General features: G+C 61.8%; 13 protein-coding genes and 1 pseudogene. 7 read left to right on the top strand and 7 right to left on the bottom strand.

The genetic code is table 11. The features are described 5' to 3' along the window. Positions 1-5: 5 nt before the first annotated feature. Both cobT and PMI09_RS04810 read left to right on the top strand, forming a co-directional pair. Complete coding sequence (gene cobT, locus PMI09_RS04815) at positions 6-1,907, top strand: cobaltochelatase subunit CobT (protein ID WP_007789450.1); 1,902 nt, start codon at positions 6-8, stop codon at positions 1,905-1,907. Between the two features lie 21 nt (positions 1,908-1,928). Beyond that, positions 1,929-2,960, top strand: a complete 1,032-nt coding sequence (locus PMI09_RS04810) for an esterase-like activity of phytase family protein (RefSeq protein WP_007789448.1) — start codon at positions 1,929-1,931, stop codon at positions 2,958-2,960. A gap of 10 nt (positions 2,961-2,970) precedes the next feature. Here the strand turns inward: PMI09_RS04810 and PMI09_RS04805 are convergent. The 4 genes and pseudogenes from PMI09_RS04805 to rpmB all read right to left on the bottom strand — a co-directional run. Beyond that, positions 2,971-3,489 (bottom strand): annotated as a pseudogene (locus tag PMI09_RS04805) (3-beta hydroxysteroid dehydrogenase); the annotation flags it as partial. A gap of 78 nt (positions 3,490-3,567) precedes the next feature. After that, complete coding sequence (locus PMI09_RS04800) at positions 3,568-3,858, bottom strand: hypothetical protein (RefSeq protein WP_007789444.1); 291 nt, start codon at positions 3,856-3,858, stop codon at positions 3,568-3,570. A gap of 230 nt (positions 3,859-4,088) precedes the next feature. After that, complete coding sequence (locus PMI09_RS04795; RefSeq protein ID WP_007789442.1) at positions 4,089-4,724, bottom strand: queuosine precursor transporter; 636 nt, start codon at positions 4,722-4,724, stop codon at positions 4,089-4,091. A 116-nt stretch (positions 4,725-4,840) separates the two neighbouring features. Beyond that, positions 4,841-5,137 (bottom strand): 50S ribosomal protein L28, encoded by a 297-nt coding sequence (gene rpmB, locus PMI09_RS04790; protein WP_007789441.1) that lies wholly within the window; start codon positions 5,135-5,137, stop codon positions 4,841-4,843. Between the two features lie 238 nt (positions 5,138-5,375). On the opposite strand from rpmB, the gene PMI09_RS04785 reads away from it, so the two are divergent. Beyond that, positions 5,376-6,152, top strand: a complete 777-nt coding sequence (locus PMI09_RS04785; RefSeq protein WP_037081934.1) for a DUF3108 domain-containing protein — start codon at positions 5,376-5,378, stop codon at positions 6,150-6,152. A gap of 30 nt (positions 6,153-6,182) precedes the next feature. Then, on the top strand, positions 6,183-7,079 hold the full coding sequence (yddG, locus tag PMI09_RS04780; RefSeq protein WP_007789437.1) for an aromatic amino acid exporter YddG: 897 nt from the start codon (positions 6,183-6,185) through the stop codon (positions 7,077-7,079). A 3-nt stretch (positions 7,080-7,082) separates the two neighbouring features. Here the strand turns inward: yddG and PMI09_RS04775 are convergent, their stop codons facing one another. Next, complete coding sequence (locus PMI09_RS04775) at positions 7,083-7,505, bottom strand: cupin domain-containing protein (RefSeq protein ID WP_007789435.1); 423 nt, start codon at positions 7,503-7,505, stop codon at positions 7,083-7,085. Then, positions 7,505-8,275 carry a hydroxyacylglutathione hydrolase gene (gene gloB / locus PMI09_RS04770; protein WP_007789433.1) on the bottom strand — a complete coding sequence of 257 codons (771 nt, stop codon included), beginning with the start codon at positions 8,273-8,275 and terminating at the stop codon, positions 7,505-7,507. Before gloB ends, PMI09_RS04775 begins: the two co-directional genes overlap by 1 nt. A gap of 54 nt (positions 8,276-8,329) precedes the next feature. Between gloB and PMI09_RS04765 the strand changes: the two genes are divergently transcribed. From PMI09_RS04765 to PMI09_RS04755, 3 genes are all read left to right on the top strand, one after another. Beyond that, a complete protein-coding gene (locus PMI09_RS04765) occupies positions 8,330-9,106 on the top strand; it encodes a class I SAM-dependent methyltransferase (RefSeq protein ID WP_007789431.1) in 777 nt (258 codons plus the stop codon). 109 nt (positions 9,107-9,215) lie between these two features. Beyond that, on the top strand, positions 9,216-10,325 hold the full coding sequence (gene hisC / locus PMI09_RS04760; RefSeq protein WP_007789429.1) for a histidinol-phosphate transaminase: 1,110 nt from the start codon (positions 9,216-9,218) through the stop codon (positions 10,323-10,325). Continuing rightward, entirely contained in the window at positions 10,322-11,251 is a 930-nt protein-coding gene (locus tag PMI09_RS04755; protein WP_007789425.1) for a prephenate/arogenate dehydrogenase family protein, read from the top strand. The genes hisC and PMI09_RS04755 overlap by 4 nt, the downstream gene beginning before the upstream one ends. A 2-nt stretch (positions 11,252-11,253) precedes the next feature. Here PMI09_RS04755 and PMI09_RS04750 read toward each other — a convergent pair whose 3' ends face one another. Then, the gene (locus PMI09_RS04750) at positions 11,254-12,252 is read right to left on the bottom strand and encodes a DUF2125 domain-containing protein (protein ID WP_007789423.1); all 999 of its coding nucleotides are present in this window, start codon (positions 12,250-12,252) and stop codon (positions 11,254-11,256) included. Positions 12,253-12,288: the final 36 nt, after the last annotated feature.

Genomic DNA, 12,288 nt, shown 5'->3' with positions numbered 1-12,288 from the left:
CGATCATGGCAGCTCGCGGTGACAATTCGAAAGCAAAGCCGGGTTCGCCAGTCGACGTCGAGCCGTTGCGCCGGGCGATATCAGGCAGCGTTCGCGCGATTGCCGGCGACGGCGACGTCGAGGTGACCTTCGCCAACGAACGTCCTGGAATGACTGCCGAGCGGATTCGTCTGCCGGAGCTTTCCAAGCGTCCGACGATGCATGAGCTGGCGGTAACGCGCGGGCTTGGCGACTCGATGGCGTTGAGGCTTGCGTGCCACGACGACAAGGTGCACGCGACGATGGCGCCGCAAGGCTCCGACGCGCGGGCGATCTTCGACGCTGTCGAGCAAGCGCGCGTGGAATCGATCGGTGCGCTGCGCATGGAAGGCGTTGCTGCAAACCTCCGATCGATGACCGAGGAGAAATACGCCAAGGCGAATTTCTCCGGCATCGAGCGGCAGGAGGATGCGCCGATCGGCGAAGCCGTCGCCATGATGGTGCGCGAGAAGCTGACCGGCGAGACGCCGCCCGCATCGGCGGGCAAGGTGCTCGATCTCTGGCGCTCCTTCATCGAGGAGAAGGCCGGATCCGACCTCGACAACCTTCCCGGTGTCATCAGCGACCAGCAGGCCTTTTCCAAGGTGATCCGCCACATGCTCTCGGCCATGGAGATGGCGGAAGAGTATGGCGACGACGACAGCGATCCTGAATCCGATGACGAATCTGATCAGGAAAACCAGCCGAACGGCGACGAGCAGGATCAGGACGAAGTCGATGACGACGCCGGTTCCGACGCCGCGCCGGTAGAGGACAGCGAAGTCGCCGACGAGCAAATGGAGGACGGCGAGACCGAAGGCGCCGAAATCTCCGACGACGACATGCAGGAGGAAGGCGAGGAAGATTCAGAGACGCCGGGCGAAACCCGCCGTCCGAACACTCCCTTCGACGACGTCAACGAGAAGGTCGACTACCACGTCTTCACCGAGGAATTCGACGAGACGATCACCGCCGAAGAGCTCTGCGACGCCGCCGAGTTGGAACGTCTGCGCGCCTTCCTCGACAAGCAGCTGGCACACCTGCAGGGCGCGGTCGGCCGTCTCGCGAACCGCCTGCAGCGCCGGCTGATGGCGCAGCAGAACCGCTCCTGGGATTTCGATCTCGAGGAAGGCTATCTCGACCCGGCGCGTCTGACGCGCATGATCATTGATCCGATGCAGGCGCTATCCTTCAAGATGGAGCGCGACACGCAGTTCCGCGACACCGTCGTGACGCTTCTAATCGACAACTCGGGCTCGATGCGCGGCCGCCCGATCACGGTCGCAGCCACCTGCGCCGATATCCTGGCCCGCACGCTGGAGCGTTGCGGCGTCAAGGTCGAGATCCTGGGCTTCACCACAAAGGCCTGGAAGGGTGGGCAGGCGCGCGAGAAGTGGCTTGGTAGCGGCAAGCCGCAGACGCCGGGTCGCCTCAACGACCTGCGCCACATCATCTACAAGTCCGCCGATGCTCCCTGGCGCCGGGCGCGCGCCAATCTCGGCCTGATGATGCGCGAGGGCCTGCTCAAGGAGAACATCGACGGCGAGGCGCTGATCTGGGCGCACAATCGCCTGCTCGCCCGTCGCGAGCAGCGCCGCATCCTGATGATGATCTCCGACGGTGCGCCGGTCGACGATTCGACGCTGTCGGTCAATCCGGGCAACTACCTGGAGCGCCATCTGCGCGCCGTCATCGATCGGATCGAGACGCGTTCGCCGGTCGAGCTTCTGGCGATCGGCATCGGCCACGACGTGACGCGCTATTATAGGCGCGCCGTGACGATCGTCGATGCAGACGAGCTGGCCGGCGCCATGACGGAGCAGCTTGCGTCGCTCTTCGAAGACAAGTCCGTCCAGCCGCGGGGCGGTCGCCTCCGTCGCGCCAGCTAACCGCGAAAGGACGCTTTCTGGATGCTCCGAAAGCCGTTCGCCCGGCTGATCTCAGTCGCCCTCGGCCTGGCGGCTCTCACGCTGCCAGCGCTTGCCGATGGTGACGTCGAGGTCCGCGGCCGCGTCATCACCGATTTCAAGATCGGTTCCGACAAAACTCGCTTCGGTCCCCTCGAATTCCTCGGCGGGCTGGAAATGGTCTCGCCGCAGCGGCTGTTCGGCTCGCTGTCATCGATCCGCTTTCGATCGGACCGAACGCATTTTGTCGGCGTGCTCGACACCGGCCACTGGATGACCGGGCGCATCGAGCGCGATCCTCAAGGGCGCCTGTCCGGCCTCGCCGATGTCGTGATCACCCCGATGAAGAATCGCGACGAGCAGAGCTTTGAAGGCAAGGGGTATATGGATGCCGAGGGTATCGCGCTGCATGGCGACCGGATTCTCGTTTCCTTCGAGCAGGACCACCGCGTCGACGTCTATCCCGACCCCGGCTTCGAGACATCGCGTGCGATCGACACCATTCCCATTCCGTTCCCCGAACGATCGCTGCGTGGCAACCGCGGCTTTGAGACCATCGCCGTTTCTCCCGTGGACAGTGCCCTCAAGGGCGGGACGTTAATCGTGGCCGAACGCAGCTTAGACATGGACGGCAATGCCTATGCCGCGATTCTGGACGGGCCGTTGAAGGGACGGCTGTCGCTCGCTCACTATGGCGATTTCGACGCGACGGACGGAGCCTTCCTGCCGAATGGCGACCTCTTGCTGCTGGAGCGGCGGTTCAACGTCGTAGAAGGCATCGGAATGCGCATCCGCCGCATCAAGGCTGCCGACATCCGCCCCGGCGCTGTCATGGACGGCGAGATATTGTTGCAGGGTGACTTCAGCTATCAGATCGACAATATGGAAGGCCTGGATGTCTTCGCGGCCGAGGATGGGACCACGCATGTGGTGATCGTCTCTGATGACAACCACTCCATCCTGCAACGCAATCTCATGCTGGAGTTCCGGCTGACGGAGCCGCGAGCCGGCGACACGGCTCGCCTGCAGAGATGACCGCTCGGCGTCAGCCGCCGAAATAGACCGGCCGGTCGATATCCGCGCCCTTCCAACCCAGTTCTTCGCGCGTGCGCTTGCTCGAGGCGAGATTGTCCATCGCCGCGAAATACGCAATCCAGCCGAAGTGTACGGCCGCCTCCTCAGGAGACTTGGAAACGACCGGCACGTTCAGCCGGCGGCTGATGACCTCGGCGATCTCCCGGAAGCGAACGCCCTCTTCAGCGACGCCATGATAGCGGATGCCCGCCTTGCCCTTTTCAAGCGCCAGCCTGTAGAGTCTGGCTGCGTCCAGTCTGTGCACGGCGGCCCAGAGATTGCCTCCTTCGCCGGCATAGACCGAAAGGCCCTTCGCGCGGGCGATGCCGATCAGCAACGGCACGAAGCCGTGGTCACCGTCGCCATGAACCGACGGAGGCAGGCGGATGACGATAGCGCGCACGCCCCGCGATGCAGCCGCGGCGGCGGCCTCTTCGGAGGCGATGCGGGGAGAGGCGGCGCTCGGCGCATCCTGCTCGGTGGTCAATCGGCGTTCTTCTCGCCCCGCTGCTCCCGGCTCAGATCTGCTTAGCCTCTGCTGGCGCCGAAGCGGATGCGCGCTTCTTCTTCAGTTTCCGCAGCACGGGGTCTTTTCCGTCGGATTCTCATCGCCGTCTGGATCGCCGGTAGAGCCTACTTCATCCATCCGGTGGGCGATGGCGAGCGCGTAGATAGTATGCAGAACGTTCCGGTCGGTGACGTCAGGATCGGTCAGGGCCAGCAAAGAGGCACGCACGATCTTCTTGCTGGTGGCTTTGGGACACCGTTCCAGCACGAAATCGAAAAGCGCCTTGCCGGAAAGACCTTCCGTCGCGCCGTCCAAGAGCGCCTCATAAACTCGCTTCCGCTTCTCGCTCACGATTGGTCCTCCGGTTCGATGCGATTGCGACACTATCTGTCATAAAAGCGTCATCAACTACCACCGCCGTGCATGGCATACATAGATTCTTTTTGCATTCGAGCGTGGCCGCAAAGTGTCGCGGCGAGTATCTTTTCGGCAAGTCGTCCCGGGGTCCTTGCCGATAAAAAAGGCGGAGCGATAGCTCCGCCGAATAGCCTAGGAATGAAATTCTAGGCGGGCGCGCATGCCTAGCGGGCGGTGGCGGCCTGCATCGGGCGCAGCACGTTCATCAGTGCGCCGTAGGGCAGCAACATCACGAGGCCGACGATCATCTTCACCGCGAAGTCGCCGATTGCCCAGGAAATCCAGCGCGGCGCCTGTGCGGTGAAGACGCCGAGGATCGGGGCGGATTCGAGCGCGAAGGGATCGTTCGGGCCGAGGAGGACGAAGAAGGCCGCGAAAGCGAAGGAGAAGAAGATCGCCGTATCCAGCATCGAGCCGATCAGCGAGCCGACGAGCGGGGCGTGCCACCAGGCCTGCCGGCGCAAGCGGTTGAAAACCGAAATATCGAGCAGTTGGCCGGCGAGATAGGCCGAGCCGGACGCGATCGCGATGCGCGGAACCGAGGTGTAGAAGGACAGTGCCACGCCGACGACGAAGCCGGCGAAGACGACCTTGCGGGCAGCCTGCGGGCCGAATTGACGGTTGGTAAGATCGGTGATCAGGAAGGCGACCGGATAGGTGAAGGCACCCCAGGTCAGGATGTCGGCCAGATTGATGCCGGCGAACTCGGCATTCAGCGGGAACTGCACGAGGAAGTTCGAGGCGACGACGACCAGCGTCATCAGTGCGACATAGATAAGCGTAGCGCGCGTCGTCAGCATTTTTTTATCCTGGGGTATGCCACCAGTTGGAGGGACAGACCGGCAAAGCAAAAGGCTTGTCCGGAGATCATCCGTACAAGCCTTTCGAAGCCGTATGAAGAAGAAGCGGTCGAAGCTTAGGCAGCAGCGGCTTCGGCAGTCTTCTTGACGATCTGGCGACGCAGCAGACGAGCGCGCATCGACAGTTCATTTTCGCTTGCCTTGATCAGGAAGGCATCGAGACCGCCACGATGCTCGACGGAACGAAGAGCAGCAGCCGAAACGCGAAGACGATAACGCTGGCCGAGCGCGTCGGAGATCAGCGTAACCTGGCACAGGTTCGGGAGGAACCGGCGCTTGGTCTTGTTGTTGGCATGGCTGACATTGTTACCAGTCAGGACTGCCTTGCCGGTCAATTCGCACATGCGGGACATGGAACACCTATTCTTGTTTTTCTCGGCCATCGGTTGCATGCCCGCGCAAAACCGGGTTAGCAATCCAACAGGCCATGATTGGAAAGTTGCGGTTCTATAGTCAGACAGGTCGGGCGCGTCAAGCCAAACCTTGGCATTTCCCGCAATTCTGTCAAAAAGCTCGTGTTTGCTTCGTTGTGAGACAGGCGTATAGACCGTGATGAACGGCTTTACCAGCTGCCAGAACAAGGTTCATTTCATGGCTCATCCGGGCAAACGCATTCTGATATCCGCGATAGCTGCGCTGATAGCCGTTCCGGCCGGCGCAAGCGAGATCGTGCATCGCACGGAATACAGGGTTTCCCTAGGAATCCTGACAATCGCCCGCGCCGCCTTCCTGACGAAGATCGAGGACGACAAGAGCTACAGGGTCTCCGGCGACATCAGTTCGGCCGGCCTTGCCGATCTCGTCACCAATATCTCGGCCAAGACAAGCGTCGACGGCGTGTTGCGCGGCGACCGGCTGCAGGCGTCCCGCTACTATCTCTACTACAAGAGCGGCAAGCGCGCCCGCACATACGAGGTGCGCTACAGCAACGGCAATATCACCTCGACGACAGTCAAGCCGCCTCGGAAACCTCCGAATAACTGGGTCAGCGTGCCGGCAAGCGACATGCGCTCCGTCCTCGATCCGATCTCGGGCCTGATCTTTCCCGCAGACACCAATGTCTGCGCCCAGAAGCTGCCGATCTACGATGGCGAAATGCGCATGGATCTGGTGCTATCGCCCAAGGGTGCGCAGAACTTCTCGACGGCGGGTTTCAACGGCAAGGCGACCGTATGCAGCGTGCGGTTCGTCCCTCGCTCCGGCTACAAGAAGGGTCGCAGCGACATCGACTATCTGAGCAAGAGCAGCCGGATGGAAATCTGGTTTGCCAAGTCGGATGCGGCAAATGTATATGCTCCGGTCTACGTCCGTATTCCGACGCAATACGGACCGGTGACGATTACCGCGGTGAAATACGGCGCAAGCTGACGGAGCAGGAGCCTCCGTAAAGGGGGACAGGTGAAGCTTCGGGCAACGCTAATCGGCTTTACGGCGATCCTCATGTGGTCGTTTTTGGCACTGTTCACGGCCGCCTCCGGCACGATGCCGCCGTTCCAGCTGTCGGCCATCTGCTTTGCCATCGGCAGCATCCCCGGCATCGTCGTGCTGATCCTCAATCCGTCGCGACTGGCGCTGCTCAAGCAGCCGGCCAAGGTCTGGATCGTCGGGATTGCTGGCCTGTTCGGATACCATTTCCTCTATTTCACGGCGCTCAGGAACGCACCGGCCGTCGAAGCAGGGCTGATTGCCTATCTCTGGCCGTTGCTGATCGTCGTCGGATCGGCGCTGCTGCCGGGAGAGCGCCTGCGTTGGTATCATATCGTCGGCGCCCTGGCCGGCCTTTGCGGCACCTTCCTGATCGTTGGCCGCAACGGTATCGATTTCGACGGCGCCTTTGCCGTCGGCTATGGCGCAGCCCTCCTTTGCGCCTTCACATGGTCCGGTTATTCGCTCCTGACGCGTCGCTTCGATGCAGTGTCGACCGATGTCGTCACCGGCTTTTGCATGGCGACCTCGATCCTGTCGCTCATTTGCCATCTCGGGCTCGAGACGACCGTCTGGCCGGAAACGGTATCGCAGTGGATGGCTGTCGCTGGCCTCGGGCTCTTTCCCGTCGGTGCGGCATTCTATGCCTGGGACTACGGCGTCAAGAATGGCGATATCCAGATTCTGGGCGCCGCAAGCTATGCAGCACCGCTTCTCTCGACGTTAAACCTGACACTGTTCGGCTTTGCCGGGCCAAGCTGGCGCATCGCGCTCGCCTGCGTGTTGGTGACCGGCGGCGCCGTGCTGGCGGCAAACGAGATGTTCCGCCGAAAGTCCGCGGCGGTTGAACAGCGCGCCGCCGCGGAGTAGTCCTTAGCCAGCAGGCTTCCAGTCCGACGCCGCCATCTCGAAGGAGGCGAATTCGAAGCCCGGCGCAACGGTGCATCCGACCAGCGTATACTCGCCACGGGTTTCGGCCGACTGCCACCAGTTGGCCGGAATGATCGCCTGCGGTCGCTCGCCGTTGAGAATGTCCGTGCCAAGCACCAGCGTCTCGCTGCTGCTCCCATTCTGCGAGCGGTGAAGCGCAAGCGGAGCCCCGGCGTAGTGATGCCAGACCTCGGCAGCGTCATGGACACGATGCCAGTGGGATCGCTGCCCCGCCTTCAGGAGATAGTAAATCGCCGTCGAGTGGCCGCGCGAGCCACCCTCGGTGTCGCGGAATGTCTGCACATACCAGCCGCCTTCGGGATGCGGCTCCATTCCAAGTTCGCGAATGATATCGTCCGGGGACATCAAAAATTGTCCTTGCGCCGGCGGATTTCCGCGAAGACTTCCTCGTTGGTCTTGGTTTCCATCAGCAGGTTGCGGCGGATGGCAGGATCAGCCGCGCGCAGAAAAGGATTGGTTTCCTTCTCCAGTGCCAGCGTCGTCGGAATCGTGAACTTGTTCTCGGCCCGCAGGGCCTCGATCTCGGCCGCACGGACTATCAGGCGCTGATTGTCCGGATCGATTGTCAGGGCGAAACGGGCATTGGAGAGCGTGTATTCGTGGCCGAAGTAGATGGCCGTTTCATCGGGCAGCACCGCAAGCTTCTGCAGCGAGTGCCACATATCGGCGGCCGGGCGCTCGAAAAGACGCCCGCAGCCGAGTGCAAACAGCGTGTCGGCGGCAAAGAGCAGCTTGTCGTCGGCGAAGTGGTAGCAGATATGTCCCGCCGTGTGCCCGGGAGTCTCGATGACCTGTACCGTGTGGTCGCCGAACAGGAAGGTATCGCCGTCGGCCATCGTCTTGTCGAGACCCGGGATCGCCACCGCCTCGTTGATCGGACCGATAATCTCGCAGCCATATTGATGCTTCAGCGCGAGGTTGCCTTCGACGTGGTCGGTATGGTGATGGGTCGTAAAAATATGTGAGATCGTCCAGCCGCGGCGGGCTGCCGCCTTCTCGACCGCGCCTGCATCGGGAGCGTCAATCGAGGCGGTCAAGCCGGTTTCAGGATCGTGGACCAACACGCCGAAATTGTCGGTACGGCAGAGAAAAACGTCTAAATCCAAAGGTTTCATAGTCTCAGGCAGCCTCTTTATCGCGGGTATACCGGGAATGTAGAGGGTCCTGCCTTGAAGTCCAACCGCCCACTGATAACATTTACCTCGATGCACGCTGATATCGTCGACCTACGCCAGTTCTATCATTCCGACCTCGGACGCATTGCCGAGCAGTCGATCGCCATGGCGCTTTCCTCGCTTTGGGTTCGGCTGCCGCAGGAGCGTCTCGTTGGTCTGGGCTACGTCGTGCCCTTCCTAGATCGCTTCCAGTCCGACACGGAGAGAACCTTTGCCTTCATGCCGGCAGGGCAGGGTGCCGTGAACTGGCCTGTGGGGGCGCTTTCCTCGACGGCCCTGATCTTCGACGAGGAGCTGCCGTTGCCCGATTCCTCGATCGACCGGGTGCTGATGGTCCATTCGCTCGAATTTGCCGAGAGCCCGCGGGAAACCCTGAAGGAGCTGTGGCGGGTGCTGGCGCCAGGCGGGCGCCTGGTCATCGTCGTGCCGAACCGCCGTGGCGTCTGGGCACGGATGGAGCATACGCCGTTCGGCTCCGGGCGACCCTATTCGCGTGGGCAGCTGACAAGTCTCCTGCGGGAAACCAATTTCACGCCAGGCGCGACGGCCGAGGCATTGTTCTTCCCTCCCTCCAAGCTTCGCACCATGATGCGCCTGCGCGGCCTCTTCGATCGTGTGGGACGCACCTTGTGGCCGGCATTTTCCGGCGTGATCGTCGTCGAGGCGCAGAAGCGGCTCTATCAGGGTCTGCCGGTTGCCGCCCGTGCGTCGCGGCGCGTCTTCGTGCCGGTTCTGGCGCCGCATGGTGTTCCAACGACACGCAGTCGCTAGGGTCAGGACCCTAGAGGTCCCGCAGCACTCGACAAGGCTGCCTTTCCGTTCTATTGCCACAGGGCAGTTTTCAGCCGAATTTTTCCCGGTTTTTTCCAAGGTCGATCTCATGAGCGAAGAGAAGAGCAAGCCCGTTCCGCGTCCCGGTATTCTGGATATTGCAGCCTATGTGCCGGGCAAGGAACATGCGCCGGGTGTCGCACGCGTTTACAAGCTCTCCTCAAATGAAACGCCGCTCGGCGCGAGCCCGAAGGCGATCGAAGCTTTCCGCAATGCCGCCAGCAGTCTCGAGCGCTATCCGGACGGCCAAGCAACGGAGTTGCGTGAGGCGATTGCGGCCGTACATGGGCTGAACCCTGCCAACATCATGTGCGGCAACGGCTCGGACGAGTTGCTGGGCCTGCTTTGCCATGTCTATCTCGGGCCGGGCGACGAAGGCATCATCACCGAGCACGGCTTCCTCGTCTACAAGATCCAGATCATGGGCGCCGGCGCGACTCCGGTTGTCGTCAAGGAGAAGGACGCGACCGTTGACGTCGATGCCATTCTGGGCGCCGTCACGCCGAAGACTAAGATCGTCTTCATCGCCAATCCCGGCAATCCGACTGGTACCTATGTCCCGGTCAGTGAAATCCGCCGCCTGCAGGCAGCTCTGCCGAAGCATGTCGTTCTGGTGCTCGATGCCGCTTATGCGGAATATGTTCGTCGCAACGACTACGAGGCCGGCATCGAGATCGTCTCGTCGAACGCGAATGTTGTCATGACGCGCACCTTCTCCAAGGTCTACGGTCTGGCCGCGCTTCGCGTCGGTTGGATGTATGCCCCGGTAGATATCATCGATGCGGTCAATCGCGTCCGCGGCCCGTTTAATATGAACGCGGCTGCCATTGCCGCTGGCGCGGCGGCCATTCGCGACCAGGCCTTCACGCAGGAGGCGGCTTCCTTCAACCAGATTTGGATCGAAAAGATGACGGGCGCGCTTGAGGCTATCGGTCTCAAGGTGACGCCGTCGGTCGCAAACTTCGTTCTCATCCACTTCCCCGACGTCGATGGCAAACGCGCGCCTGAAGCCGATGAGTTCCTGACCAGCCGCGGCTACATCCTGCGTGCGGTGAAGGGCTACGGATTTCCGAATGCGCTGCGCATGAGCATCGGCCCGGAGGAGGCGAATCGTGGCGTCATCGAAGCGCTCGGCGAGTTTATGGGACGCAAGTCATGACCGCGCAGTTCGATCGCATAGCGCTGATCGGGATCGGCCTGATCGGCTCCTCCATTGCGCATGACATCAAGCGGCTTGGCCTCGCAAAAGAAGTCGTTATCGCGACGCGCAGTGCAGATACCCTGAAAAGGGCTGAGGAACTGCAGCTCGGCGACCGCTACAAGACGTCGTCGGCCGAGGCGGTGAAGGATGCGGACTTGGTCGTCGTCTCGGTGCCCGTTGGCGCGTCGGAGAGCGTTGCGAAGGAAATTGCTAGCAGCCTGAAGCCTGGCGCGATTGTAACGGATGTTGGCTCGACCAAAGCCTCGGTCATCGCGCAAATGCAGCCGCACATGCCGCCGCACGTGCACTTCATCCCCGGCCATCCGCTGGCGGGTACGGAGAAGTCCGGTCCGGACGCCGGTTTCCCGGGGCTCTTCGAAGGGCGCTGGTGCATCTTCACGCCGATCTCAGGCACCGACGAAACGGCGTTGAAGCGGCTGCGGCAGTTCTGGGAAGCGTTGGGCTCCAAGGTCGACGAGATGGATCCGGAGCATCACGACAAGGTGCTCGCCATCGTCTCACACTTGCCGCACATCATCGCTTACAACATTGTCGGTACGGCGGATGATCTTGAAGCGGTCACCGAATCGGAAGTGATCAAGTATTCCGCCTCCGGCTTCCGAGACTTCACGCGTCTGGCCGCTTCCGATCCGACGATGTGGCGGGACGTGTGCCTGCACAACAAGGATGCGATCCTCGAAATGCTGGCGCGTTTCTCCGAGGACCTCGCCTATCTGCAGCGGGCCATTCGCTGGGGCGAGGGCGACAAGATCTTCGATCTTTTCACCCGTACCCGCGCCATCCGTCGTTCGATCATCAAGGCCGGCCAGGATGTCGACGCACCGGATTTCGGGCGCCCGCATCCGCTCGAAAAGAAAGCCTGATTTCAGATCGGCGGGATCGATCCCAACGGAATGAAGCCGCCGACCGTGGCATTGCCGCGTGCAACGACGAGATCGACGGAAACCTTGTCACCGCCGCCCGCCAGCGCCTTCAGCAGCTTGGCGGCGGTGTCGACGGTCTTGGCGATCTCGGGGAAGGTCTGCTTGACGCTGTCGCGCCAGGGGCCGAGTTGCTCGATCTCCAGCTTGAATTTGCCCGACAGGTAGCCCTCCTCATCAAAGGAGAATGGGCCGCTCAGCGTCATGACCTTGCCGTCACCGATGTCAGCCACGACCTTGCGCAATTCACCACTGGCGCCGTAAAGCCCCTTCTGGTCGCTGCCGTCGATCATGCCTGCCTTGCCGGCGAGCGTCACGTCAGCACTCGCAGAAAGCTTGGGGAGGGCGGGCCAGTCCTTAATCGCCGTATTGGCATTCGTCACGGAGATCGCGCCGTCAAGGTCGCCACCGTTCTGGCGGAGGTGGATTTCCGTATGGGCGGCGTCGAAGTTGATCGTCTGGCCTGTCTGCGAGGACACGGCGGTGCCCTTAAGCCCGTCGATGACGGTCGAAGAGCGGTCAATGCCCTTCAACTTGGTGATCAGGCTGGCTTGCAGGCTTGCCCATTCCGCATTGAGCGTCAGACCGTGGGCACTGCGGATCTCTGCCGGCGAATCGAGTTCCCACACGATATGACCGGGAGCGTAAACCTGGGCTGCGGAGCGCAGTTCGCCAAAGGTCGCCGAGACACCATTGACGGTATCGTCAACATCGACCTTCGAGCAGAACAGGCCGATCCGGAATGGATAACCGCGGAAGTCGATATCTGTGCACTCGCCGCTGACGCCTGCCGTATTGCCGGGTGCAATCGCCTTCAGCACGGTGTTCTTCAACTCGGACGCGGCATAGAACCAGGCGCCGGTATAAAGCGCGATCACCAAGACGATACCGCTGCCGAGCATCCAGAATTTTCTGCCGCTGCGGGATGGGCTTGACGCTGCCATGATGTTCTCCAATGGTGACTCGCGAGTGGAAATGTC

The organism is Rhizobium sp. CF122 (assembly GCF_000282035.1).
Taxonomy (GTDB): Bacteria; Pseudomonadota; Alphaproteobacteria; order Rhizobiales; family Rhizobiaceae; genus Rhizobium.
This window is presented reverse-complemented; position numbering and strand designations above follow the sequence as displayed.